General features: G+C 74.3%; 21 protein-coding genes. 9 read left to right on the top strand and 12 right to left on the bottom strand.

Annotated features, from left to right (window positions below; all coding sequences use genetic code 11):
* Window positions 1-100 precede the first annotated feature (100 nt).
* The 4 genes from AB0D66_RS23050 to AB0D66_RS23035 all read left to right on the top strand — a co-directional run bounded on the left by AB0D66_RS23050 (window position 101) and on the right by AB0D66_RS23035 (window position 4,458).
* Window positions 101-1,429 carry a DUF1343 domain-containing protein gene (locus tag AB0D66_RS23050; protein WP_362306530.1) on the top strand — a complete coding sequence of 443 codons (1,329 nt, stop codon included), beginning with the start codon at window positions 101-103 and terminating at the stop codon, window positions 1,427-1,429.
* A gap of 82 nt (window positions 1,430-1,511) precedes the next feature.
* Window positions 1,512-2,987 carry a serine-threonine protein kinase gene (locus AB0D66_RS23045; protein ID WP_362306526.1) on the top strand — a complete coding sequence of 492 codons (1,476 nt, stop codon included), beginning with the start codon at window positions 1,512-1,514 and terminating at the stop codon, window positions 2,985-2,987.
* 95 nt (window positions 2,988-3,082) lie between these two features.
* Window positions 3,083-3,664, top strand: a complete 582-nt coding sequence (locus tag AB0D66_RS23040; RefSeq protein WP_362306523.1) for a hypothetical protein — start codon at window positions 3,083-3,085, stop codon at window positions 3,662-3,664.
* The gene (locus AB0D66_RS23035; RefSeq protein WP_362306520.1) at window positions 3,661-4,458 is read left to right on the top strand and encodes a 3-keto-5-aminohexanoate cleavage protein; all 798 of its coding nucleotides are present in this window, start codon (window positions 3,661-3,663) and stop codon (window positions 4,456-4,458) included. The genes AB0D66_RS23040 and AB0D66_RS23035 overlap by 4 nt, the downstream gene beginning before the upstream one ends.
* On the opposite strand, the gene soxR is transcribed toward AB0D66_RS23035, so the two are convergent.
* Complete coding sequence (gene soxR / locus AB0D66_RS23030; RefSeq protein ID WP_362306517.1) at window positions 4,439-4,882, bottom strand: redox-sensitive transcriptional activator SoxR; 444 nt, start codon at window positions 4,880-4,882, stop codon at window positions 4,439-4,441. The genes AB0D66_RS23035 and soxR overlap by 20 nt on opposite strands.
* Window positions 4,883-5,011: 129 nt before the next feature.
* Between soxR and AB0D66_RS23025 the strand changes: the two genes are divergently transcribed.
* A complete protein-coding gene (locus tag AB0D66_RS23025; RefSeq protein WP_362306513.1) occupies window positions 5,012-5,473 on the top strand; it encodes a MaoC family dehydratase in 462 nt (153 codons plus the stop codon).
* A 152-nt stretch (window positions 5,474-5,625) separates the two neighbouring features.
* On the opposite strand, the gene AB0D66_RS23020 is transcribed toward AB0D66_RS23025, so the two are convergent.
* Complete coding sequence (locus tag AB0D66_RS23020) at window positions 5,626-6,270, bottom strand: TetR/AcrR family transcriptional regulator (protein ID WP_362306511.1); 645 nt, start codon at window positions 6,268-6,270, stop codon at window positions 5,626-5,628.
* A gap of 88 nt (window positions 6,271-6,358) precedes the next feature.
* Window positions 6,359-7,510, bottom strand: a complete 1,152-nt coding sequence (locus AB0D66_RS23015) for an acyl-CoA dehydrogenase family protein (RefSeq protein ID WP_362306509.1) — start codon at window positions 7,508-7,510, stop codon at window positions 6,359-6,361.
* 78 nt (window positions 7,511-7,588) lie between these two features.
* On the opposite strand from AB0D66_RS23015, the gene AB0D66_RS23010 reads away from it, so the two are divergent.
* The gene (locus tag AB0D66_RS23010; RefSeq protein WP_362306506.1) at window positions 7,589-8,233 is read left to right on the top strand and encodes a TetR/AcrR family transcriptional regulator C-terminal domain-containing protein; all 645 of its coding nucleotides are present in this window, start codon (window positions 7,589-7,591) and stop codon (window positions 8,231-8,233) included.
* Window positions 8,234-8,469: 236 nt separating this feature from the next.
* Here the strand turns inward: AB0D66_RS23010 and AB0D66_RS23005 are convergent, their stop codons facing one another.
* The 8 genes from AB0D66_RS23005 to AB0D66_RS22970 form a co-directional block, all read right to left on the bottom strand.
* Entirely contained in the window at window positions 8,470-9,549 is a 1,080-nt protein-coding gene (locus AB0D66_RS23005) for a Zn-dependent alcohol dehydrogenase (protein WP_362306503.1), read from the bottom strand.
* A 68-nt stretch (window positions 9,550-9,617) separates the two neighbouring features.
* The gene (locus tag AB0D66_RS23000) at window positions 9,618-11,030 is read right to left on the bottom strand and encodes an aldehyde dehydrogenase family protein (protein WP_362306501.1); all 1,413 of its coding nucleotides are present in this window, start codon (window positions 11,028-11,030) and stop codon (window positions 9,618-9,620) included.
* Between the two features lie 98 nt (window positions 11,031-11,128).
* Complete coding sequence (locus AB0D66_RS22995) at window positions 11,129-12,634, bottom strand: citrate:proton symporter (RefSeq protein ID WP_362306498.1); 1,506 nt, start codon at window positions 12,632-12,634, stop codon at window positions 11,129-11,131.
* Between the two features lie 73 nt (window positions 12,635-12,707).
* Entirely contained in the window at window positions 12,708-15,215 is a 2,508-nt protein-coding gene (locus AB0D66_RS22990; protein ID WP_362306495.1) for a molybdopterin-dependent oxidoreductase, read from the bottom strand.
* A gap of 164 nt (window positions 15,216-15,379) precedes the next feature.
* Window positions 15,380-16,000, bottom strand: a complete 621-nt coding sequence (locus tag AB0D66_RS22985) for a TetR/AcrR family transcriptional regulator (protein ID WP_362306642.1) — start codon at window positions 15,998-16,000, stop codon at window positions 15,380-15,382.
* A 34-nt stretch (window positions 16,001-16,034) separates the two neighbouring features.
* On the bottom strand, window positions 16,035-17,381 hold the full coding sequence (locus AB0D66_RS22980; protein ID WP_362306492.1) for a hypothetical protein: 1,347 nt from the start codon (window positions 17,379-17,381) through the stop codon (window positions 16,035-16,037).
* 334 nt (window positions 17,382-17,715) lie between these two features.
* Entirely contained in the window at window positions 17,716-18,516 is an 801-nt protein-coding gene (locus AB0D66_RS22975) for a hypothetical protein (protein WP_362306489.1), read from the bottom strand.
* A gap of 650 nt (window positions 18,517-19,166) precedes the next feature.
* Entirely contained in the window at window positions 19,167-21,341 is a 2,175-nt protein-coding gene (locus AB0D66_RS22970; RefSeq protein WP_362306486.1) for a right-handed parallel beta-helix repeat-containing protein, read from the bottom strand.
* A 282-nt stretch (window positions 21,342-21,623) separates the two neighbouring features.
* On the opposite strand from AB0D66_RS22970, the gene hmgA reads away from it, so the two are divergent.
* Both hmgA and AB0D66_RS22960 read left to right on the top strand, forming a co-directional pair.
* Window positions 21,624-22,991, top strand: coding sequence for a homogentisate 1,2-dioxygenase (gene hmgA / locus AB0D66_RS22965; protein ID WP_362306483.1), 1,368 nt, complete (start codon window positions 21,624-21,626; stop codon window positions 22,989-22,991).
* Between the two features lie 72 nt (window positions 22,992-23,063).
* The gene (locus tag AB0D66_RS22960) at window positions 23,064-23,813 is read left to right on the top strand and encodes a GntR family transcriptional regulator (RefSeq protein ID WP_361762226.1); all 750 of its coding nucleotides are present in this window, start codon (window positions 23,064-23,066) and stop codon (window positions 23,811-23,813) included.
* A gap of 123 nt (window positions 23,814-23,936) precedes the next feature.
* Here the strand turns inward: AB0D66_RS22960 and AB0D66_RS22955 are convergent, their stop codons facing one another.
* Window positions 23,937-24,101, bottom strand: a complete 165-nt coding sequence (locus AB0D66_RS22955) for a hypothetical protein (RefSeq protein ID WP_362306480.1) — start codon at window positions 24,099-24,101, stop codon at window positions 23,937-23,939.
* 174 nt (window positions 24,102-24,275) lie between these two features.
* Between AB0D66_RS22955 and AB0D66_RS22950 the strand changes: the two genes are divergently transcribed.
* Complete coding sequence (locus AB0D66_RS22950; RefSeq protein WP_362306639.1) at window positions 24,276-25,400, top strand: type ISP restriction/modification enzyme; 1,125 nt, start codon at window positions 24,276-24,278, stop codon at window positions 25,398-25,400.
* The last annotated feature ends 2 nt before the right edge of the window (window positions 25,401-25,402 follow it).

The following is a 25,402-nucleotide window of genomic DNA, read 5'->3' as shown; positions in this document are numbered from 1 at the left end:
ACGGCCGGGGTCTGACGGCGGGGAGGGAGGCTGCGGATGGTGGGCAGACTAACCAGTCGGTATGTCGGGACGGAAGGGGGTCGCGCCCTACGTTGGCCGGATGACTCTCTCGCGACGCGGGGTGCTGGGACTGGCGGGGGCCATCGGGGCGGCAGGGGCTGCCGGGGCCGCGGGGGCGGCTCAGGCGGTGGGCGGGGCTCGTGCCTCGGGCGGGGCCCGGGACCTGGGCGGCGCCCAGGCCGTGGGCGCCGCGGCCGCTCCCCGGGCGGGGCAGGTGCGCACGGGATTCGAGTGCCTCGCCGCGGACGGGTACGCCGTACTCGCCGGGCAGAAGGTCGGGGTGGTCACCAACCCCACCGGGATCACCGCCGACGCCCGCCACCTGGTCGACGTCCTGCACGCGGACGAACGGGTGGACCTGGTCGCGGTGTTCGGCCCGGAGCACGGGTTCCGCGGCACGGCGCAGGCGGGCGGCTCCGAAGGGGCCTCCCGTGACCCGGCGACCGGGCTGCCCGTGTACGACACCTACGACAAGAGCGGGCAGCGGCTCGCGGACGTGTTCACGGCGGCCGGGATCGACACCGTCGTCTTCGACATCCAGGACGTCGGGGCGCGTTTCTACACCTACATCTGGACGCTCTACGACTGCATGCGCGCGGCCGCCCTCGCCGGCAAGGCGGTGGTGGTCCTGGACCGGCCCAACCCGGTGGGCGGCCGGCGGGCCGCGGGGCCGGTGCTGGAGCCGCCGTACGCGAGCTTCGTGGGCCGGGAGCCGATCGCCCTCGCGCACGGGATGACGGCGGCCGAGCTGGCCCTCCTCTTCAACGGCGAGTTCCTGTCCCGGCTGCCCGAGAAGCCGGTCAGGCTGCGGACGGTGGCGATGACGGGGTGGCGGCGGGGGTCGTTCTTCGGGGACACCGGGCTGCCCTGGGTGCCGCCCAGCCCGAACATGCCGACCCCGGACACGGCCCTCGCCTACGCCGGCACCTGCCTGTTCGAGGGGACGAACCTGTCCGAGGGGCGCGGCACGACCACCCCCTTCGAGGTGCTGGGCGCCGAGGGCGTCGACCGGCGGTGGGCGGAGGCGGCGAACGCACTGGAGCTGCCCGGGGTGTGGTTCCGGGAGGCGTACTTCACGCCGTCCTTCTCCAAGCACGTGGGGAAGGTGTGCGGCGGGGTCCGGCTGATCGTGCACGACCGGGAGGCCTTCGATCCGGTACGGGCCGGGATCGGGCTGCTGGTCACGGCCCGGCGGTCCTGGAGCGGATTCGCCTGGCGCACGGACCACTGGATCGACCGGCTGACGGGCTCGGACCGGGTGCGGAAGCTGGTGGACGCGGGCGCCGGGGTCGAGGAGATCGCCGGTGACTGGGCCGCGGGGCTGGCCCGCTTCGAGGCGGTGCGCGGGAAGTACCTCCTCTACGGGTGAGCGGGGGGTGCCGGGGGTCTGGCCGGGTAGGCGTGCCCGCAGGATGCTGGATGGACCGGGCGCGGGTGGAGGGGGACAGGGCATGGCGGACAGCGGAGCCGGGATCGGGGTCGGGGTCGAGGCCGGAGTCGAGGCCGGAGTCGGGACGGGAGTCGGGGCCGGGATCGGGGCGGAAGTCGGGGCCGGGATCGGGGCCGGCGTCGCAGCCGGGATCGGGGTGGCGCCGTACGCGGAGCTGACCTTCGACTCCGAGGGCGACGTGGACCGGGGCTCACTGGCGGCGGTGGCCCGGATCGACGCCACGGACCTGCTGGTCTTCGCCCACGGCTGGAACAGCGACCGCTCCACGGCGACCCGGCTCTACGAACGGTTCTTCGCCCCCTTCCCGGGGCTGGCGGGGCCGGGGGTACGGCTGGGGTACGTGGGTGTCGTATGGCCCTCGATGCGCTTCTCCGACGAGCCGATACCGGACTTCGAGGACCGGGGCGTGCTCGCCGAGCCCGGCTCCGGGACGGCGCTGGACCCCGCGACCCGGCGGGCGCTCGGGGAGTTCTGGCCCGGGCGGACGGCGGAGCTGGACCGGGTGGCCGAACTGCTGGAGGAGCGGCCGGAGTCGGAGTCGGCCTTCATCGAGTTCGGGGCCCTCGTTCGGGAGCTCGCCGGCGTGGACGTGGTCGACGTGATCGACGGGATGGACACGGCGGACACCGAGGACACCGTGGACACGGCGGACATGGCGGATGCGGCGGAAGGGGCCGACGCCCCGGCCGCGGTGACGGCCGCGCCGGTACCGGCCGTCTTCGCGGAGGACGTCCTGGAGGTCTGCCGGGCGCTGACCGAAGCGCTGGCCGAGACGGGCGCGCGGACCGGGCGGGACCTCTCGCTCGGCGGCGGGCTGCGCCCCCTGTGGAACGGTGCGAAGGAGCTGCTGCGGCAGGCCACCTACTACAAGATGAAGAAGCGGGCGGGGGTGGTCGGCGAGCGCGGCCTCGGCCCGGTGCTGGCGGAGCTGGGGCGTCAGCGGCCCGGTCTGCGGATCCATCTGATCGGGCACAGCTTCGGGGCGCGGCTGGTGTCGTTCTCGCTGCGTGCCGTTCCGGACGGCGCCCGGCACATCGGATCGCTGACCCTGCTCCAGGGGGCCTTCTCCCACTACGTGTTCTCGGACCGGCTGCCGCACGACAGGAACCGCGGCGGCGCCCTCGGCGGCCTGCACCGCAAAATCCGCGGACCGGTGGTGGCCTGCCATTCCCCGCACGACACCTCCCTGCGGGTGTTCTATCCGCTGGCCTCCCGGATGGCGGGAGATTCGGCCGGAGCCCTCGGCCTCGACGAGCGCTGGGGCGCGATCGGGCACGACGGGGTGCAGGCCGTACCGGGCGCGCCCCGGCTGACCCTGGACAGGGCCCTGCGCGAAGGGGTGCCCGCGACGGGCTGCGTCAGCGTGGACGCGGGCTCGGTGGTGCGGCGCGGCGGCGCTCCCTCGGGGGCGCACAGCGATATCTGCCACGCGGAACTGGCCCGGCTGGTGGTTGCCGCGGGGCGCATGGGGCGCTGAGTTCCGGCCATGTGCCACCCGCACGCCTCGACCGCCCCCGCATGCGCCCGGCACCCGCAGGGCATGTTGGGCACATCGGCGGAGGTGAAGGTGTGATGGCAGGATTCCGGAGTCTGGCCTACCAAGTGCGTGACGCACGCAACGACCGGGCCCTGCGGCGCCACTCCCTGCGCCGCTGCCTGGAGCGGTTCGCTCCCTACGGCCACCGGGCCACGTGGTGGCACCTGTGCGACCGGCACGGGATCGCCCCCGAGGACCGGGGGGCCGACCCCCTGCGGCTGGTCGCCGCGCTGGAGGAGCTGGAGGACGCGCGGGCGGTCTGGCTGGAGTACGAGCGCCAGTTCGCGGAGCGGCGGCGGCGGGAGAAGCACCACGGGCTGCGGCGGCCGGAGTGGGCGTGGGGCGGGAGCGGGGACGCGGTGGTGCGGTGCGCGGATCCGGGGGTGCGGCCGGAGGGGGCGCTGGGCGAGGTGCTGCGGCGGCTGGTGAAGGCGCTGGAGTCGGAGCCCGGGCCGGGGTGCCCGGTCTGCGGCGAGGAGGAGCTGCGGTGGCCGGCCGTGCCCGCGGTCGGCGCCTGGGAGCAGGCGTGGGCCTGGGACGGTCCGCTGTGCGCGGGCTGCGGGATCGTGGTGCCCAGACCGGCGCTGGCGGACGCCCCGACGGCGGGCGCGGCATGAGACCCGCGGCGGCCCGGCGCGCGTCGGCGGCTCCCGCGGGAGCCCTGTCCGCGGCCGGCTCGCCGATGGTGTCGCTGAACGGCGGCCGGAGCGCCGCCGACGGGGCGGCCGTGCCGCTGTCGCCGCAGGATCTGGTGGAGGCTGCGTCGGCGGCGGTCGCCGCGGGGGCCGGGGAAGTCCTGGTGAGCCCGCGGACCCCGTGCGGGCGCCGGAGCCTGTCGCCCCGGGTGGTCGGGCCGGTGCTGGAGGCGCTGCGGGGCGCGGGGGTCTGCGTACCGCTGTCGGTGCCGGTGAGCGTGGAGACCGAGCCCGGTCCGGCGGGGCGGCTGGAGCGGGTGCGGTCCTGGACGGTGCTGCCGGACCGGGCGGAGGTGGACTTCGCGGAACCGGGAGCCGAGGAGTTGGCGCAGGCCCTGCTGGACCGGGGGGTCGCCGTGGACGCGGCGGTTCCGCTGGGCGGCCCGGCCGGGCCCGGGCCGATGGCCCGGTTCCTGGCCTGGCCGGTGCGGACGCCCGGGCGGGTGCGGCTGGTGGCGGAGCTCGCCGCGGCCGATCCGGCGCTGGTGGCCGGGTTGCGCGGGCTGCCGCCGGTGGCGGTGGTGCTGTACGGGCGGGAGGCCGCCGCCTGGCCGGTGCTCCGGCTGGCCGCGCGGTGCGGCACGGGCGCGCGGACCGGCGCGGGCGATGTACTGCACCTGCCGGACGGGCGGCCGGCGCGGTCGAACGCCCAACTGGTGGCGGCCGCCCGGGAACAGCTGGCGCGGCATGCGCCGGCTACAGCCGCGAGCCCGTGATCCGCTCGCCGAAGACGTCATCCGGGTTGGACAGCGCGCAGGTCTCCAGGGAGAGGCAGCCGCAGCCGATGCAGTCGGTCAGATGGTCGCGCAGCCGCCCGAGTTGGGTGATGCGCTGGTCGAGCTCGGTGCGCCAGGCTTCGGAGAGCCGGGCCCAGTCCTCGCGGGTGGGGGTGCGCTCCTCGGGCAGCCGGGCCAAGGCGTCGCGGATGCTGGCGAGCGGGATGCCCACGCGCTGGGCGGCGCGCACGAAGGCCACCCGGCGCAGCGCGTCTCGGGTGTAGCGGCGCTGGTTGCCGGAGGTGCGGCGGCTGCTGATCAGGCCCTTGGCCTCGTAGAAGTGGAGCGCTGATACGGCGGCCCCGCTTCGGGCGGACAGCTGGCCGACGGTGAGTTCGTGGACTTTCTCGGGAATCTGCGGCACCCGGTCGAGGGTAGTCGGCGGTCCGTCCACATACACATGCGGTCCGTTGACATACCCATACCGTCCCAGCATGCTGAGCAAGCGCTTGTTCGCCCCGGCGCATCCGTGAGTGAGAGGCAGGAGCAGGGCATGGCCGAGCCGAGGATCTTCACGTCCGCCGAAGAGCTGCACGCCGGGACGGGCGAGCCGCTCGGGCCCAGCGGGTGGCTGGAGGTGGACCAGAAGCGGATCGACCTCTTCGCGGACGCCACGGGCGACCACCAGTGGATCCATGTGGACCCGGAGCGGGCCGCGGCCGGCCCCTTCGGCACCACGATCGCGCACGGCTATCTGACCCTGTCCTTGCTGCCGAGCCTGGTGCCGCAGATCATGCGGGTCGAGGGCATGAAGATGGGCATCAACTACGGGGTGAACAAGGTGCGTTTCCCGGCGCCGGTGCCGGTCGGCTCGCGGCTCCGCGCGACCGCCGTGATCACGGAGGTCACGGAGGCCGGGGGCGGCGTGCAGGTCGCGGCCACCGTCACGGTGGAGCGCGAGGGCGGCGACAAGCCGGTGTGCGTGGCGGAGTCGGTGTCGCGCTACTACTTCTGAGCGGTTCCGGGCGGGCCTGCCGGGGGCCGGCTCCGGCCGGGGGCCGGCTCCAGTTGGGGGCCGGCCCCGGCTGGGGACGGCTCCGGCCGGGGACCGGCTCCGGCCGGGGCCGGGCTTCGACGGGGGGGGGTCGGCCCGGCGCGCTCCCCCGCCTATGTGCGGGGGCGGGCCTCGTGCGGCCGTGCGCCCACCATGCGGAGTACGAGGTCGGCGTAGAGCGCGCCGACCTCGTCGGGCGTGCGGGGTCCGGACACGCTGAACCAGCGGGCCACGTCGATGCAGAGCGACAGCACGGCGAGGGTGGTGCCGGGCACGTCCGGGACGGCGAACTCCCCGGCCTCGACGCCGTCGGCGAGGATGCGGCGTACGGCGGCGTCGCTCTGGCGGCGCAGTGCCACGATGTCGGAGCGGTGCTCCGGAGCGAGAGCATCGAGCTCGTACTGGACCACGCGCGCCGTGGTGTGGTGCGCGGCGTGCCACCGTACGAAGGACCGCACGGCGGCGTCGAGCCGCTCGGCGGCGCTGCCGGGGCCGTCGGCCGCGGTGCTGAGGATCTCCAGGGCCTTGTCGTGGCCGATCCGGCTGATCCGGTGGAGCAGCTCTTCCTTGGTCTTGTAGTGGATGTAGAGCGCGGCCGGGCTCATCCCGGCCCGGCCCGCGATGTCACGTGTGGTGGTCGCGTGGTATCCGCGCTCCGCGAAGGCCTCGACGGCCGCGATGAGCAGCCGCCGCGCCGCGTCGGGGGTGACCTCGGACCACGGCTGGTAGCCGCCGGCCGTCTCCGCCGCGCTGTCCATCGCTCACTCACCCTCTTCGCCGTATGGGAAGTGACACCTTACCGGAGGGTGAGCAAGCGCTTAGCGGGTACGCGCACCGCGCAGGGGATCAGAAGGCGGAAACCCCCGTGCGAGCGCGGCCGATGAGCAGTTTCTGGATCTGGCTGGTGCCCTCGTAGAGGGTCATCACGCGGGCGTCGCGCAGCAGCTTCCCGGCCGGGTACTCGTCGATGTATCCGTAACCGCCGTGCACCTGGAGGGCATTGCTCGCGGCGCGGACGGCGGCCTCGGAGGCGAAGAGCTTCGCGGTGGAGGACTCGGTGGCGAAGGGCTGCCCGCGGTCGATCAGGTCCGCGACCCGCCAGGTCAGCAGGCGGGCGGCGTCCACGTCGACCGAGATGTCGGCGATCAGCTCCTGGACCAGCTGGTGGTGGGCGATGGGCTTGCCGAACTGCTCGCGCTGGGCGGCGTAGGACACGGCCGCGTCCAGGGCCGCCTGGGCGATGCCGACGCAGCCCGCGGCGACCGACATCCGGCCCTTGGCCAGCGCGGACATGGCGACCGAGAAGCCCTTGCCCTCGGGGCCGAGCAGGGCGGAGGCGGGGACGCGGACCCCGTCGAGGGCGAGCTCGGCGGTGGCCTGGCCGCGCAGTCCGAGCTTCCCGTGGATCTCGCGGCGGGTGAGGCCGGGGGTGTCGGTGGGGACGAGGAAGGCGGAGACCCCGCGGTGGCCGGGCTCGTCGCCGGTGCGGGCGAAGAGCAGCACGACGTCGGCCCAGGTGCCGTTGGTGATGAACATCTTGCTGCCGCTGAGGACGTACGAGTCCCCCTCGCGCACGGCCCGGGTCGTGAGGTTTCCGGCATCGGAGCCGGTACCGGGCTCGGTCAGGCCGAAGCAGCCGAGCGCGTCCCCCGAGCACAGGCGGGGCAGCCAGGCGCGCTTCTGCTCCTCGCTGCCCCAGGCCGCGATGGTCTTGGCGACCAGGCCGAGGGAGACGGAGACGATGCCGCGCACGGCGGAGTCGCCCCGGCCTAGCTCCTCGGTGACCAGGACGTAGGCGAGGTGGTCGCCGCCGGAGCCGCCGTACTCCTCGGGGACCGTGAGGCCGAGGAAGCCGAGCGCGCCGAGCTTCTTCACGATGCCCCGGTCCACGCTCTCGGCGCGGTCCCACGCGGCGGCGTACGGGACCACCTCGCGTTCGGTGAACTCGCGGGCGAGCCGGCGTACGGCGCTCTGCTCCTCGCTCAGCTCCAGGTTCACCGGGCACCTCCGGGCGTCTCGACCGGGCCTTTAACTAGCACCGGTAGTTTATGGCGGGCAGGCCCTACTATGTGGCGCATGGCCAGACCGCGCAAGCCCCTTCTCAGCAGAGCCCGCATCGTCGAGGCGGCGGGTGCGCTGGTGGACGCGGAGGGACTGGAGGCGGTGTCGACGCGGCGGCTGGCGGCCGCGCTCGGCGTCAGCGGGCCGTCCCTGTACAACCACTTCCGCACGAAGGACGAGATCCTGGACGCGGTGGCGGACGCGGTGAGCGCACGGGTCGACTTGTCGATGTTCGAGGCAGGTCGCCCGGACTGGCGGGGCGCCCTGCACGCCTGGGCCCACTCGTACCGCGACGCCCTGTCCGACCATCCGAACATCGTCCCGGTGCTGGCCCGGGGGCCGGGGCGGCGGCCGGCGGGCCTGCGGCTGGCGGACGCCGTCTTCGGCGCGATGACGGAGGCGGGCTGGCCCCCGGCCCAGGCGACCCGGATCGGCGCGCTGATGCGGTACTTCATCCTCGGCTCGGCGATGGCCTCGTTCGCCCGGGGCTTCGTGGACGACGAGACGGCCTACGACCCGGCGGACTACCCCCACCTGGGCCAGGCCCATCTGCTGGCCGAGCACCAGCACGAGGTGGACGAGGGCGCCTTCGAGACCGGCCTGGCCGCCCTGCTGGACGGACTGGCCCTCCAGTACGAGGCGCTGCGCGACACCGTGTGACGCATGGACGCACCGCCCGATCAGGGCGGGCGCCCGCGGCACGCACGGAGGCACTTCCGAGGCGCCGCGGAGCGGCCGACCCGAGCGGCCGACCCGAGCGGCCGGTGCGGGCGGCCGGCGCAGGCGGCCGGCGCAGGCGGCCGGCGCAGGCGGCCGAGGACGGACCTCCCACGCCCGCGCCGCGCCGCGCCGGCACCCTCCCCGACCCCGCCGGACCCCGCCAGACGCGCCGCGGGCTAGAAGATCACGAGCGAACGGCCGCCCTTGCCCGCCAGCATGGCGTCGAAGGCCGCCGGGATGCCGTCGAGGGTGATCCGGTCGGTGACGAGGGACCCGAGGTCAAGGCGGCCCTCGCGGACGTGGCCGGCGATGACGGGGAGGTCCCGGGCGGGGTCGCTGTTGCCGTAGACGCAGCCCGTGAGAGTCCGGGCGAAGTGGAAGATCTCCAGGGCGTTGAAGGTGACCTGCTGCTCCTTCCCGCCGATCCCCACCACCGTGGTGCGCCCGCCCCGGCGGGTGGACTCCCAGGCCGTGCGGATGGTCTGCGCCCGGCCGACGCACTCGACGGCGACGTCCGCGCCCTGGCCGCCGGTCAGGGCGCGGATCTGCTTCGCGGTGGTGTCGGAGGCGAGCACGAACTCCGTGGCCCCCGCGGCCCGGGCCAGCTCCTCCTTGGCCGGGGAGACGTCCACGGCCACGATCGGGCCGGCCTGGGCGATCCGGGCAGCCTGCAGTGCGGCCAGGCCGACCCCGCCGACCCCGAAGACGGCCACGGACTCGCCCGGGCGGACCTGGGCACTGTGGTGCACCGCCCCGTAGCCGGTGAGAACCGCGCAGCCGAGCAGCGCTGCCTCGGCGAGCGGGATCCCGGCGGGCGCGGGCAGCACGCAGTTGGCCGCGACGACGGTCTCCTCGGCGAACGCGGCCACGTTCAGCCCCGGGTGCAGCTCGGTGCCCTGCGCGTCGTGCGCGTAGACCGCCCCGACGCCGGAGAGCGCCCGGGCGCAGAGCCAGACCTCCCCGATGGAGCAGTGGTGGCACTGCCCGCAGGACGGGGCCCAGTTGAGCACCACCCCGTCCCCGGGCGCGACATGGCTCACGCCCTCCCCGACGGCGAGGACCGTGCCCGCGCCCTCGTGGCCGAGGACGGCGGGGACGGGCACCCGCATGGTGCCGTTGGTGAGGGAGAGGTCGGAGTGGCAGACCCCGGCTGCGGTGAGCCGGACCCTGACCTGCCCGGGGCCGGGATCGGGCAGGACGATCTCCCGTATCTCGAGCGGGGCTCCGACGGCGGGCAGGATGGCGGCGCGGACCATGGTCGTCTTCTCCGGATCGGGGCGGCTCGGTACGGTCGGGACCGTGGGGGACGGACAGTCGGGACGGCTCAGAACTGCAGGGACTTCGTCTGGAGGTACTCCGTCAGGCCGTGCGGGCCCAGCTCGCGGCCGACGCCCGACTGCTTGTAGCCGCCGAAGGGCGCGAGCACGTTGAAGCGGCCGCCGTTGATGTCCACCTGCCCGGTGTCCATGCGGCGGGCGAAGGCCACGGCCGTCTCCTCGTCCGCGGCCCAGACCGCGCCGCCCAGGCCGTAGACGGTGCCGTTGGCGATGCGCAGGGCGTCCTCCTCGTCCTCGTAGGCGAGGATCGACAGCACGGGGCCGAAGATCTCCTCCTGGGCGATGGCCATGTCGGGCGTGACGTCGGCGAACACGGTCGGGGCCACGAAGTACCCCCGCTCGTGGGGCGCTTCGGCGCCGCCGGCGACGAGGCGAGCGCCTTCCTCGATGCCCTTGGCGATGAATCCGCGCACGCGCTCGTGCTGCTTGGCGTTGATGACCGGGCCCAGGCGGGTGGCCGGGTCGGTCGGGTCGCCGGTGGGGTACGTGGCGACGGCGGCGGCCGCGAGCGAGACGGCCTCCTCGTACTGGTCCCGGTGGACCAGCATGCGGGTGAGCGCGTTGCAGCTCTGACCGGTGTTGTTCATGACGTGGCCCACGCCGGTGGCGACGGCCTTGGCGAGGTCGGCGCCGGGCAGGATGACATTGGCCGATTTTCCGCCCAGCTCGAGGGCGACCCGCTTGATGGCGGCTCCGGCGGTGGCACCGATCTGCCGGCCGACGGCGGTCGAGCCGGTGAAGGAGACGAGGTCGACTCCCTCGTGCGCGGCCAGGGCCTGACCGGCGACCGGACCGGTACCGGTCACCAGGTTGAAGACTCCGGCCGGGATGCCCGCCTCGTGCACGGCTTCGGCGAAGAGCTGTGCGGTCAGCGGGGTGTCCTCGGCCGGCTTGAGGACGAGGGTGCAGCCGGCGGCGAGAGCGGGCGCCACCTTTGCAACGACCTGGTGCAGGGGATAGTTCCAGGGCGTGATGGCCCCGACCACACCGACCGGTTCGAGCAGCACGGTGGAGTTCCCCAGCCGCTCCTCGAAGGAGTACGAGGCGCCCAGTTCGGCGTACGAGGAGGCCACCGCGAGCGGCGCCCCGACGTGCACCTTCTCCGCGAAGCCGAGCGGGGAGCCGAGCTCCGCGGTGATGGTCTCGGCGATCTCGCCCTTGCGGGCCGCCAGCGCGTCGCGGAGGGCGCCGATCAGCGCCGCCCGCTCGGCCGGAGCCGTGGCCGCCCAGGCCGGGAAGGCCGCGCGGGCCGCCCGTACGGCGGCGTCCACGTCCTCCTCGGTGCCCGCCGGCACCGAGGCGATGACCGTCTCGTCGGCCGGGTTGACCACCTCGATCCGGTCGCGTCCGGCGGCGGGCCGCCACACGCCGCCGATGTACATCCCGTCGTGGGCCTTCATGGCATTCCTCCCGAGCACGCACGAGCGCGTAGACCTGACCTCGCGGACACCCTACAAACTAGCGCCGGTAGTTTTCGGCGCGCCAGGGGGGACCGGGGTCAGATGATGCCGAAAAGCATCCCCGCCGCCAGGACCACCAGGGAGGTCAGGGCGGCCCATTTCACGGTGAAGCGGGTGTGGTCGCCGAATTCGACCTTGGCCATGCCGACGAGGACGTAGACGGCCGGAACCAGCGGGCTCGACATGTGCAGCGCCTGCCCGACCAGGGAGGCGCGGGCGATCTCGAGCGGCGAGACCCCGTGGGCGGCGCCGGCCTCGGCGAGGACGGGCAGGACGCCGAAGTAGAAGCCGTCGTTGGACATGAAGTAGGTGAGCGGCAGGCTGAGCAGGCCGGTGACCAGCGCCATGTGCGGGCCCATGCCCTCGGGGATGGCGCCGACGAGCCAGTCGGCCATGTGCTTGACCATGCCGGTGCCGGAGAGGACGCCCGTGAAGACGGCGGCGGCGAACACCATGCCGGCGACGTTGAGCACGTTCTCGGCGTGGGCGGCGATCCGCGCCTTCTGGTCGGGCATGTGCGGGTAGTTGACGGTGAGGGCGAGGGCGGCGCCGAGCAGGAACAGCACCGGGATGGGCAGCAGCTCCATGATCATCGCGGTGAGCAGGGCGACGGTGAGCCCGGCGTTGAACCAGTAGAGGCGCGGGCGCAGGGTGGCCCGGTGCGGGTCGAGGCCCTGGAACCCCTCCTCGGAGGCGTCGGGGGCGGCGGAGGCGGGGGCGGGGGCGGCGGCCGGATCCGGGGCGGCGGCCTCGGAACCGCCGGTCGCGGCGGACGTCGCAGCGCCGCGGCCGGCCGGGCCCGACGGGCCCTCCGCGCGGCCCTCGGCGGAGCCACCCGCACCGGCGGTGACCAGCTCGGAGGCGGCTTCCGGAGCCTGCTCGACGACGATGGCCCCCGGCGTGGCGGCCTCGTCTTCGGGCATGGCCAGGAGGCCCACCCGGCGGCGCTCCTTCAGGCCGAGTACGTAGGCCAGGAGGAAAACGAAGACCAGGCCCGTCGCGAGGGCCGGGATCATCGGGACGAAGATGTCCGCGGCGTCGAGCTTGAGGGCGGTCGCGGCGCGGGCCGTGGGGCCGCCCCAGGGCAGGGTGTTCATGACGCCGTTGGCGGTGGCCGCGACCCCGGTCATGACCACCAGGCTCAGGCCGAGCCGCTTGTACAGCGGGTACATCGCCGAGACGGTGATCATGAAGGTGGTCGACCCGTCGCCGTCGAGCGAGACGATGGCCGCCAGGACGGCGGTGCCGACGACCACGCGCATCGGGTCAGCCTTGCAGAAGCGCAGGATGCCGCGCACGATCGGGTCGAACAGGCCGACGTCGATCATCACGCCGAAGTAGACGATGGCGAACATCAGCATGGCGGCGGTCGGGGCGAGTTTGCCGACGCCGTCGATGACGTAGTCGCCGAGGTGGGCGCCCTTGCCTGCGAACACGCAGAAGAGCGCGGGGATGAGGACGAGCGCCGCGATGGGCGACATTTTCTTCAGCATGATCAGGACCAGGAAGGTCGCGATCATGGCGAAGCCGAGGATGGTCAGCATGTGGGGAACGTAGGCGCCTCCTCCTTGCGCCAACAAGACGTCAACGCGTGAGCAATACGAGCAAAACCCCAGCTCAGGGCAGGGGCGTGAGGCTGACGGGGAAGCCGTTGAGCACGGCCGTGCCCGAGAGCGGATCGAGCCGGGTGCCGTCGAGCAGCTGGTTGACGTTGACTCCGGGCGTCGCCGCGGCCACCGGGAGCCGGGCTCCGGCGCGGTCGTGGCCCCAGCCGTGCGGGAGGCTCACCACTCCGGTGCGCAGGGTGTTGGTGATCTCCACGGGAACGTCCAGGCTGCCGCCGTCGGCCGTGATCCGGGCCCGGCCCCCGTCGGTGAGCCCCAGCCGGTCCGCGTCCTGCGGGTGGACCTGGAGGGTGCACCGGTTGGAACCTCCGGTGAGGGCCGGGACGTTGTGCAACCAGCTGTTGTTGGACCGCAGATGGCGGCGGCCCACGAGCACCAGGGCCGCGGGGCGGTCGGCGAGCGCCGCACGCAGCCTGGGGAGCTCGGCCGCGATCGGGTCCGGGAGCAGCTCGATCCTGCCGCTGCGCGTCTTCAGCAGCCCCGGAAGCCGAGGCTCCAGCGGCCCCAGGTCGATCCCGTGCGGGTGCGCGAGCAGCCGCGCCAGGCCGAGCCCGGGCCCGGCACCACCGCCGGCCGGACCGGCGGCGGCCGGACCGGCGGCCAGGCCGGCGGCGGCACGGCCGTCCGGGTCGGCGACACGGCCGGAGGTGGCGTCACCGGCGGTGCGTGCAGCGGGCGCGGCGGCGTCACCGGCGGTGCCTGGGGCGGGCTCGGCGGCGGGCTCGGCGGTGCCTGGGGCGGGCGCGGCGGCGTCACCGGCGGTGCCTGCGGGGGGCGCGGCGGCCGGCTCGGCGGCGTCACCGGTGGTGCCTGCGGGGGGCGCGGCGGCCGGCTCGGCGGCGAGGCCGAACCGGTCTCCGTACGGCCCGAGCCGGAGCATCAGGTCGAGCCGGCGCTCGGGGCCGCTCCCGCCCGTAAGCAGGCCCGCGAGGCGCGCCGGGTCCTGCCCGTGGAGCGGGGAGCGGGGAGCGGCGGTCTCCCTGGCGAGGGCGGACTGGATGGCCAGTTCGTCGACGCCCGCCGGGTCGGCGGTGCCGTGCATGCCCGAGACGGCGAGGATCAGGCGCGCGTGGATCTCGCACTCGTCCATCCGCCCCTCCTCGAGCGGCACGGCGGCGGGCGAGTAGCGGGCCTGGTTGCGCACGGCGAACCCGTTGAACGCGAAGTCGAAGTGCGCGCTCTGGGACGGCGGCGGCGGGGGCAGCACGACATGGGCGTGGCGCGAGGTCTCGTTCAGGTACGGGTCGACGGAGACCATGAAGTCGAGCCCGGCCAGTGCCCTGTCGAGCCGGTCGCCGTCGGGTGCGGACAGGACGGGGTTGGCGGCGATGGCGAGCAGCACCCGGATCTGGCCCTCCCCCGCGGTCTCGATCTCCTCCGCGAGGGCGGCGGTGGGCAGTTCGCCCTTGGCCTCGGGGTGACCGCTGACGCGGCTCGCCCAGCGGCCGAGGGCGAACCCCTTGCCGGGACCGGCGGGCCTCGGCGCGGCGGCCGTCGCGGAGAGCGGGAAGAGTGCTCCGCCCGGCCGGTCGAGGTTGCCGGTGAGGATGTTCAGCACGTCGACCAGCCAGCTGGCGAGCGTGCCGTGCTCGACGGTGCAGCTGCCGATCCGTGCGTAGACGGCAGCGGTGGGCGCGGCCGCGAGATCGCGGGCGAGGGTGCGGATCTCGGCAGCCGTGAGGTCGCAGGCGGGTGCCACGGCCTCAGGAGTGAAACTCCCGAGCGCGGCGCCGAGTTCCCCGATCCCCTCGGTGTTCTCCTCCAGCGCGCCGGGAGCCGCGAGCTTCTCGTCGATCAGCGTGTGCGCGAGGGCGGCGAGCAGCAGTGCGTCGCTGCCGGGGCGCGGCGCGAGGTGGCGGTCGGCGAGCGCAGCCGTGCGCGTACGGCGCGGGTCCACGACGACGAGCGTGCCGCCGCGGGCGCGCAGGGCCTTGAGCCGGCCCGGGAAGTCGGGGGCGGTGCACAGCGAGCCGTTGGACTCGACCGGGTTGGCCCCGATGAGCAGCAGGAAGTCGGTGCGGTCGAGGTCGGGGACCGGGATGGCGAAGGGGTCGCCGAAGAGCAGTCCGCTGGAGACGTGCTTGGGCATCTGGTCGAGCGTGCTGGCGGTGAAGAGGTTGCGGGTCCCCAGGGCCTTGAGGAGCAGGGGCGGGTAGAGGGCGCCGGCCATGGTGTGGACGTTCGGGTTGCCGAGGACGAGGCCGACCGTCTGGGGCCCGTACTGCCGGACCAGGTCGGGTACGGCCGCGGCGATGGCGTCGAAGGCCTCCTCCCAAGTGGCCTCCTGGAGCCGTCCGTCGCGTCGGACGAGGGGGCTGCGCAGCCGGTCGGGATCGGAGTCCAGCGCTCCGAAGGCGGCGCCCTTGGGGCAGATGAAACCGCGGCTGAAGACGTCCTCGCGGTCACCGCGGGCGCCGGTGACGGCGGAGCCCTCGATGGTGAGGGTGAGGCCGCAGGTGGCTTCGCACAGGGGGCAGATGCGCAGGGCGGTGCGGGGCATGGGCCCTCCAGGGGCGGCAGGCTGCGGCACGGGCACGTGGGCGTCCCGAGCATACCGACCGGTTGGGACGGAGGGGAGGGGTCTGCGGGACCCGGTCGTGGCGTGGCGGGGGCGGCGGCTGGGCGAGGCGGGGCCGGGCGGCCCCGGATGGCGGGGCCGGGGTGTCAGTCCAGTACGCGGGCCAGGTAGGCGTGCATCATCGCGCGGGTCTCGGCGACGATGCCGGGATCGCCGGCCGGGTCGGTCCGGAAGGCCAGCTGGATCAGCGCGTCCGTGGCCTCGACGGCGACGAGGACGGCTCGCCGCAGCGTGGCGTCGGGGGTCAGCCCGAGGTGAGCGCAGAGCAGTTCGGTGAGGCGGGCGGCGACCAGGTCGTTGGGGTCGGCCTCGGGACCCTCGGACGGCGGCGCGGGCACGCCGAAGTCGACGAGGGCGAAGCCGGGAACGCTCCGCTTCATGACCAGGTACTCGTCCAGGATGGCGTCGACGACGGGCCCCCAGTGGGTGGCGGGAAGGGCGGCGAGCCGGTCCGCGATGCCGTCGGCGTAGCGGTCGAGGTTGCGGTGGGCGAGGGCGATGGCCATGGCCCGCTTGTTGCCGAAGAAGCGGTAGACCGAACCGATCGGCACGCCGGCGCGCTGGGCGACGGCGCGGGTGCTGAGGTTCTCGTAGCCGGTCTCGTCGAGCAGTTCGGCGCAGGCGTCGAGGATCCGGGCGAGCCGGTCGGCGCTGCGCTGCTGGATCGGGGCTCGGCGCAGGGAGTGGGCGGGAGGCACGGGGTCCATCATGCCGGTCCTCGCTTCCGTGTCGAGCGCGGGCTCAGTTCAGCAGGAGGCTCAGCCCGCCGATGGTGTACGTGATCATCAGCGCGAGCAGTGGCAGCTGGCCGGCCACTGCTTTGGCGGGCGGGAAGAGGCGCACGGACCGGTCGTGGGCCGCGACGACGCCGAGCACGTGGCCGGTGACGACGGCGATGACCTGGAGGGCGGCGAGGCCGCCGGGGCCCAGGGGTGGGGCGGGGTCGGGGGCGTTGTCAGTGCCGAGTGCCATGCTTACTGTGCGTGGTCCTTCGGTTACGAGAAGGGAGAAGTAATGGGCGACGAGATAGCCGAGCGCGATCGGCACGAGTGAGTGCGCAAAGGCGGTGAGCGGTCTGGGGTGCGGGCCGCTGACCAGGCGGGTGGCCGCCGCGCACAGGCAGTACAGGGTGGCGACGAGGGCGATGGAAGCGAGCAGTCCGAGTGTGGCCGTGGGGGTGCGGCCGAGGGGGGAGGTCTGGAGGACGTTGATCCAGGAGGGGTTGTCGGAGAAGCCGTCGTAGGCGGTGGAACCGAGCAGGACGCAGACGGTGGCGACGAGTCCGGGCCGCTCGGGCGTCGCGTCGAGTCCGTGGAGGGGGTTGCGGAGAACCAGCCGGCCGTCGTTGCGACGGCCGAGGGGGGAGAGGCGGGCCAGGAGGGCGGAGTACACCTCGAAGGCGTCGGCGTCGTCGAACCAGCGCTCGCCGAAGCGGGCGGCGAGCAGCAGGTGGGCGGTGGCGTAGGTGGCGAGGGCGATCAGGAGGGTGGTGGTGGATGCCGGATCGGGAGCGACGAGTTCGAGCCAGGTGAAAGCGAACAGGCCTGCGGCGGCGGGCCATTGGCCGAGCCGGGCGGGGGGGTCGGGGAGGTCGGCGAGCGGGCGGTGGGGAAGGGGGTGGTCGGGGTCGCTTCGGCGGTGGCGGTGGCGGACCCGGGTGAGCAGGCGGTGCAGGGTGCGGAGCGGGTTGATCAGGCGCCATACCGGGCCGAGGAGGAGGGAGGCGGGGACGAGTCCGACCCAGAAGAGGACGTAGACGGCGCCGGGAGCGGGGTTGCGTGCGGGGTCGTCGGGACCGAGGAGGAGGTGAAGGAGGACGGCAAGGGCGGCGGCGAGGCCGAGTCCGCGCAGGGCGGTGCGGGTGGCGGGTGCGTCGGCGGCCCGCTGGAGTGCGGCGGGCAGCGGGCGGCCGGAGCGGTCGCCGCGGAATCGGGAGGTGGACCAGAGCAGGCCCAGTGCGAGGAAGGAGACGAACAGCGCGGTGAAGGCACCGGCGAATGCGTAGAAGGGAGAGATCGGCAGATCGTGCTGGGACCCGATCCCGTGCGCGAGTGTGGTGAGCGGCTCGTCGGCCCGATACGGGACCACGCCCGGCCCGCCCCCACCACCCGCGCCCGGACCGAATCCCGGCACCGGCACCGGCCCCGGGCCCGGGCCCAGGCCCCCTGGGGTCACCATCGCCCCACCCGGAGGCGGGTCCGAAGCCTGGCTGAGAGGCCCGACCCGGGCGCGGTCTGGGGCTTGGCCCGGCCCGGGCCGCCGCAGCTGGGCGCGGCCGGCTCGGACTCGCAGGGGCGGCCGACGCCTGGGCGGGACCGAGCGGCCCGGGCCGCTCCCCCGCCGGGGGCGGATCGGGTGGGCGTGGACGGCACGGCATGTGCCGTTGGCGTCAGTGTCGGGGTCGGGGTCGGGGTCGGCGGGGTCATCGGACGAGGAGCTGGGTCAGGACGAGGGCGGACTCGTGGGTCTCGACCTCGAAGAGGCCCGTGCGGTCGACCGTCAGGACCAGGGTGGCCTCCTGGCCTGCGGGCAGGGCGAGTTCCTTGTCGTAGCCGTGGACGTGCAGGGTGTCCACGCGGTCGCTGGTGACGCGCAGGGCGACCCGCTCGCCGCGCTTCAGCTCGGTGCGGGCGGGGGCGGGGCTGACCTTGCCGTCCCGGACGGTGATGGTGACCGTCCGGTCGGCCTGCTCCTGCGGGGTGCTGCCGTGGTCGTGGCCCCCGGGCTGCCCGGGGGCGGCGGCTGCGGCCGTGAGCGGGGCCGTGGCCTCGACCGGCTTGCCGGACACCGCCCAGGCGGTGTGGTCGTCGGCGTACAGGCGGACGGTCAGGGTGTGCGTGCCCTCGGGGACCTGTGCGGCCGGCAGGTGGAACCAAGGGCCGTACAGCCGGGCCAGTTTGCGGCCGTCGAGCTCCAGGTGGGCGTGGCCCGCGCCCGGGAGGGCGGCGCCGCCGGCGCTGTCGGGGGTGAAGCGGAAGTTGTTCACCGCCAGCTGGAGGTTCCAGCCGTCCTCCGAGTCCGGGCGAGCGGTGAGCCGCACCTCCGGCGCGCCCTCCGCCGGGACCTCGCGGAGCCGGTGGCCGGCGCCGTCGTCCGCGGTGAGCAGGGTGCCCGTGTTCCCGGAGGCCTGCTCGTGGGTGGTGCCGGGCTTGTGGTGGGTGGTGGCCCGCCCACCACAGCCCGTCGCCACCGCGCAGACGAGCAGCAGAACCAGCCCGAGCACCACCGAGCTGCGGGCCGGGTGAGCAGTCCCTGTCCGCCTTCCGGGCGCGGGGCGGGCAGTCCCGGTCTGCCTTACGGGGCCTGGGTCGGCAGGCCCGGTTCGCCTTCCGGGGCCCGGGTCGGCAGGCCCGGTCTGCCTTACGGGGCCCGGGTCGGCAGGCCCGGTCTGCCTTACGGGGCCCGGGTCGGCAGGCCCGGTTCGCCTTACGGGGGCTGGGTGGGCAGTGCCGATCTGCCTTCCGGGCAGGGGGTGGGCGGGCCCGGACTGCCGCGCGGCCGCGGGGCGGGCAGTTCCGGACTGCCCTACGGGGACCCGGTCGACAGTGCCGGCCTGCCTTCCGGGCATGGGGTCGGCAGTTCCGGACTGCCGCGCGGCCGCGGGGTGGGCAGTTCCGGCCTGCCCTACGGCGGCAGGGTCGGCAGGCCCGGCCTGCCTTACGGGCGCCGGGTCGGCACTTCCGGTCCGCCTTGCGGGGGTCGGGCAGGCAGTGTCGGGCTGCCTTCCGGGCGCGGGGGCGGCAGTGTCGGGCTGCCTTCCGGGCGCGGGGGCGGCAGGGTCGGGCTGCCTTCCGGGCGCGGGGTGGGCGGTCCCGGTCTGCCGGGCGGCGGCGGGGTGGGGTGGGTTGCCGCGGTTGGGGGCGGGGTGGGGCTTCACGGCTGGTCTCCCGTCGGGGGCTTCGGGCTTGCCGGGCGCGGGGGTTCGGGTGCCGTGGTGTCGAGGGTCGGGGCCGGGCCCGCCGAGACCGGGGTGCGGTCGGCCGGGGTGCGGGCGGCCGTGGGGTCGTCGCCGGGGCTCGCGGGCCCGGGGGCCGGGGTGGCCGGGCGGGCCGAGGCGACCACCGCCCACAGGACCCAGACCACCGCGAGCAGCGCCCGGGCCCAGGCGGGGCTGAGCGGGGTCCACGGGATCATCAGGACGGCCTTGTCGAAGGCGTCCAGCAGGGTCAGCCCGGCCAGCAGCAGGGTCAGGCGGGCCAGCCAGGGGCGGGTCGGGCGCAGGGCCAGCCCGACCCCCGTCCACCACAGTCCGAGGAGGAGGAGAGCCAGCGCCGGCACGAAGGTGGGGACCAGCCCGGTCGTGGAGCCGGCCACGTCCAGGGCCAGGCCCGCCAGGCCCAGCAGCGAGGCCGCCGTGCCCAGCCGGGAGCCGCGCAGGCGGCGCCGCCACAGCACCCCGCCGACCAGGAGCAGGACGCCGGCCACGGCGAGCGCGATCTGGGTCTCGACCCGTTCCAGGCCGCGGGCGCCGTACCAGTCGCAGCCTGCCGGGAGCCTGCGCGCCTGGACGCTGTAGTCCGCGCAGACGAGCAGCTGGACCAGCTTCACCGGTTCGCCGACCAGGCGGGCCGAGGCTCCGGTGACGTCTCCGCGGGCCTCCCCGCACTGGGGCACGGTGCCCGGGGAGGAGCCGTCGGGGCCGTCCTGCCAGCAGTTGCCGCGGCCCTGGCCGTCCCACCACACGTCCATGCCGTTGGGGCGGGCGGCGCCGGACTTGTCCTTGCCCAGGGTGTTGCCGGCGTAGCGGTTGTGGTGCGAGGTGTCGGCCTGCTTCGACCACCGCTCCTCGCCGCGGATGAAGGCCGGGACCGCGCTGAGGTAGAAGCCCGCGCGCTGGTGCCCGTACACCCAGTTGTCCTCGTACAGGTTCCAGTTGCCGCCCGCGGTGATGATGCCGGTGCCCGGCGGCATGGAGATCTGCGGGCAGACGACACCCCGCTCGTAGCCGCGCTCGGCCGGCGGCTTCGCGCAGGTGCCGTCGGCGACGTACCGGTAGTAGTCCTGGTTGTTGTCGTGGATCAGGTTCCGTTCGAACTTGGCGTGGTTCTGCGGGAGTCCCGGGTGCCCGGGGAAGGCGCTGTCCATCGAGGCGCCGCCCATGTTCTGGTCGAACTCGTTGTCGTGCACCCACACCGAGTCGCCGGCGGTGCCGGAGTAGCCGACCATGTTGTGGTGGCTGCGGCAGCCGGTGATCTCGATGGAGTAGCGGGGCACGTCGTAGCCCCGGCCGTCGTTGATGTTGGAGGCGCTGCCGGGGTAGATGCCGGAGTCGCCGTTGCCGTACGACTCGCAGTTCTTGTAGAGCCCGTGGTCGCTGGCGAAGGTGAGGAAGCCGTACTCGTCGTTCCACCGGGTCAGCACGTCGTCGATGACGAACCCGTCGCCCGCCAGCACGTACAGCGAGTTGAAGGTGGTGCGCTGGGCGGTGAAGTTGCGGAAGTAGATGCCGTTGGACTTGTCGGCGCGCAGGGCGTTGAGCTTCTGGTACTTGGCGTCGATCACCACGTCGAGGCGTGAGGCCCCGGTGCCCTCGATCTGGAGGTTCGTCTTGCCGAGGATGGCGACGAGGTTCTGGTTGTGGCGGCAGGCCACCTGCTGCTCGTAGCTGAGGATCTGGTAGCCGAGCGAGGAGTCCGGGGCCTTCAGGTTGGCGCACTCCCCCGAGGGCTTGCCCAGGGAGGGCTCCTCCTCGTAGAGGCCGGGGAGGATCGCGATGTTCATCCCGGGGCGGTCCACGGCGTCGACGGCCTCTTGGAGGTGGCGGTAGCCGCTCTTCTCGCAGCGTTCGTACAGGGCGAGGTTGCGCTGCCTGAGGTCCTCCGGAAAGGCGGATATCCGGCGTTCGAACTCGGGGCGGCCGGTCTTGCAGACCAGCAGGTCTGGCTCGGCCTTGCGGTACTCGGGTACCGAGCCGGAGCCGTCCGGGAGGGTGACGGGGCGCTCCTCGTGCGCGCGGGCGGCGGGCGCGGCGGCGAAGAGGGACAGGAGGGCGAGGAGGGCGGCGAGGAGCGCCGCCGGCACGGCAGGGAACCTGCGGGTCCACGACATGCGCGTGAGAGTAGAGCAATGTTCATCTTTTGTGAGCCCCCTCTGCGCGAATCCGTCCGACCGCTGCGCGGATCCGCCCGACCGCTGCGCGCATCCCCCGACCACTGTGTGGATCCGCCCGACCTCTGCGCGAATCCGCCCGACCTCTGCGTGGATCCGCCCCCTTCTGCGCGAATCCGTCCCGGGCGAAGGCCGAACCCACCCCCCGGGACACCGTTGACGTGCGGGCCGCGGAATCCTACTGTCGACCATAGGATTCCTTCGACGGAGCGGGAGCAGCACATGAGCGAGCAGGCCAGGAAGACCGCGGAGGGGCTGGAGTACCTCACCGGCTTCGGCAACGAGCACAGCTCGGAGGCCGTCCCCGGCGCCCTGCCGCTCGGCCGGAACTCGCCCCAGCGCGCAGCCCTGGGCCTGTACGCCGAGCAGCTGAGCGGTTCCGCCTTCACCGAGCCGCGCACGCACAACCGCCGCTCGTGGCTGTACCGGATCCGCCCCTCGGCCGCGCACCCGCCTTTCACCCGGATCGACAACGGGGCCGTGCGCACCGGCCCCTTCACCGAGCTCCCGGCCGACCCGAACCGGCTCCGCTGGAACCCGCTGCCCGACCCGGCGCCCGGGACCGACTTCCTCGCCGGCCTGTGGACCCTCGGCGGCAACGGCGACGCCGCCCAGCGCACCGGCATGGCCGTCCACCTCTACGCCGCCAACGCCGACATGACCGACCGGGTGTTCAGCAGCTCCGACGGCGAGCTGCTGATCGTCCCCGAGCGCGGCGGGCTGCTGCTGCGCACCGAGCTGGGCCTGCTCGCCGCCCGGCCGGGCGAGGTCGCCCTGATCCCCCGCGGCGTCCGCTTCCGCGTGGAGCTCCTGGACACCGACACGGACACCGACACGGGCGCCGGTGACGGGAGCGGCCGGGCCCCGGCCCGCGGCTACGTCTGCGAGAACTACGGCCAGCCCTTCGAGCTGCCGAACCTGGGCCCGATCGGCGCCAACGGCCTCGCCGCGGCCCGGGACTTCCGGGCGCCGGTGGCCGCGTACGAGACCCCCGACCGCCTCGACCGCCCGACGGAGGTGGTCAACAAGTTCTGCGGCAACCTCTGGGCTGCCACCTACGACCACTCCCCCCTCGACGTCGTCGCCTGGCACGGCACCCACGTCCCGTACGTGTACGACCTGCGCCGCTTCAACGTGCTCGGCTCGATCAGCTACGACCACCCCGACCCGTCGATCTTCACGGTGCTGACCTCGCCCTCCGACACCCCGGGGCTGGCGGGCGTGGACTTCGTGGTCTTCGCCCCGCGCTGGCTGGTCGGCGAGGACACCTTCCGCCCGCCGTACTTCCACCGCAACGTGATGAGCGAGTACATGGGCCTGATCGAGGGCGCCTACGACGCCAAGGCCGAAGGGTTCGTGCCGGGCGGCGGCTCGCTGCACAACATGATGTCCGCGCACGGCCCCGACCGGGAGACCTTCGACCGGGCCAGCGCCGCCGAGCTGAAGCCGCAGAAGATCGACGACGGCCTGGCCTTCATGTTCGAGACCCGCTGGCCGATCACCGCCACCGCCCAGGCGGCCGGCGCGGACCACCTCCAGCGCGGGTACGACGAGGTGTGGCAGGGCCTGCAGCGCCACTTCCGCGCCTGACCTGCACTGCATACCCTGCGTACCGCGCCTGCGCCGCGCAGTGCCGCCGTCCATCCGTACGGAGAACCACCCGTGACCGCCTTCGCCCCCGACTCTCTGGTCCTGAACCGGAAACTGCCCCTCTGGTACCAGGTGTCACAGTCGTTGCGCGCCTCGATACTGGGGCGCACCCCGGACGCCTCGCTGCGCCTGCCCACCGAGGAGCAGCTCGCCGAGCACTACGGGGTGAGCGTGCTGACGATGCGGCAGGCGCTCAAGGAACTGGAGGGCGAGGGCCTGATCAGCCGGCACCGGCGGCGCGGCACCTTCATCGAACCGGGTGCGCGGCGCGGCTCCCCGGTGCGGCTGCTGGGCTCGGTCGACGCGATCGTGGCCCAGCAGTCGGGCGACCGTACGACGATTCTCGGCCACGGGCGCACGACGGTGTCCGGGGAGCTGCTGGAGCACTTCCCGGACACGCCCGAGGTGGTCACCTACCGCCGGCTCCGCCACGACCCCGTGAGCGGCGAGCCGACCAACTGGGCGGAGAACGCGGTCCTTCCGGAGTTCGCCGAGGCGGTGGAGCTCGCCGATCTCGAACGGTGGCCGATGACGAAGGTCCTGCGGGACGTCGTCGGGGTGCGCATCAGCCGGATCACCGACACCGTGGAGGCGCGGCTCGCCGACCCGGAGACGGCCGAACTGCTCCAGGTGCCGCTGCTGAGCCCGATCCTGCACTACACGGGCGTCACCTACGACGAGGACGGCCGCGTCGTGGACGTGGCGCGCATCCGCTACCGGGGCGACCGGTTCTCCTTCACGGTGACGGTCGACGCGCACTGAGGCGCCGACGCGCGCTCACGCCCGGGCGCACGCTCAGCCCCGGGCGCACGCCCACCCCCGCACGCTCACGACCGCGCGCTCACGCCCGCCCGGGACGTGCACCGGCAGCCCGGTGCACCAGGGTCACTTCTCGTCGTCTTCTTCCCTGCCCCGCTCGCCCTCCGCCTGCGAAGGCGTGGTCCGCATCGTCTGGGGGTGCTGCTGCCCCCGCTGCGTCTCGTCCATGTCCTCGTCGAGCCGCTCGCCCTCGGCCTGCGAAGGAGTCGAGTATTCGTCGTACTGACTCATGACCGTCTCCTCGGTCGATACGGTACGCGGATACGGTACGTGGATACGGTGCGTATGCGTACATAAGGAGCGTAGCGCTTCGGCCTGGACACAGCCCGGCCACCGGATCCCGTCGCTACCATCGGCGGCGTGAGTGCTGACACACCGCTGCCGGACCTGCTGCTGGACGAACTGATGCCCTGGGCCGTGGGCGGCCTGCGCCTGGGCCGGGACTGGGTGGCCGCGCCCGATCCGGCCGCCCTGCGCACCCGGTGGGCGGCCCTGACCAGCGCCGAAGGAGCGGAGCGGGACCGGCTGTTCCGCCCGAGCCGCAGCCGCACGCCCGCCGCCGGGGCCGCCGCGCTGCCCGGCCAGCGCTCGGCGGCGACGGCCCGCTTCACCGACGGGCCCGGTCCGTGCCCCGACCCCGTACGGGTGCTCCGCGAGCCCTTCGACGAGCAGTGGCTGCTGCCCGACCAGCGGCTCATCGACACGGCCCGCCCGGAGCTGTGGCGGGTCCTGGACGAGCACCAGCTGTTCCTCGTGGAGACGCCGGAGCCGCTGGTCACCGCGCACCTCCCGGCCGGCCGGCTCGGCAGGATCCGCCCGCTGCACCGGCGCCCCGGTGGAGCCGAGCCGAATCTCGCCCCCGGCCTGCTGCCGCTGCTGGGCGAGCGGTACGGCGGCTGGGTCACCCCCGAGGACGTCCTGTGCTGGATCCTCGCGGCGGGCCGCCCGGGCCCGCGCGGCTACGAGGTCCCGCTCGCGGCCGATCCCCTCCGCTGGCGGGCCGGGCTGGAGCTGGGCCACCGGCTGCTCACGGTCCAGCTGCGCGGGGCCCGCGGAGGCGAGGCTCCGCGGCTGCCCGGCGGGCGCCGCCCGTACGTCCGCTCGGCCGTCACGGCATGGCCGCACGAGGTCGCGTACGACGCGGGGAGCGAGACGCTGGGCTTCGGCGGCGGGACGGTGTCCCCGGTGCCGCCCGGCGCGTGGGAGTACGAGGCGCAGGGCGTGCGGGTGCTGGAGGCCTGGTTCGCCGCCCGCCGGGCCCACCGCGACCCCGCCGCCGACGGGCTGGAGGCACTGGGTCCGGCCGAGTGGCCGCAGGCCTGGACCTCGGAGCTGCTGGCCCTGGTCACGACCTTGGCGCTACTGGCCGATCTGGCCCCGGAGCGGGCCGCGTTCGAGCCCGGCCCCAGCCTCCGCGCGGGCGAGCTGCGCGCGGCCGGGGTACTGCCGCCGCCGCGGTGGGCCCGGCGGCCCGCCTCGGTCCTGGACCACCAGGAGGAGGGCCCGGGCGGGCAGTTCGCGCTGCTCTGAAC

The organism is Streptomyces sp. NPDC048270 (assembly GCF_040652335.1).
In the GTDB taxonomy this organism is placed as follows: Bacteria; Actinomycetota; Actinomycetes; order Streptomycetales; family Streptomycetaceae; genus Streptomyces.
This window is presented reverse-complemented; position numbering and strand designations above follow the sequence as displayed.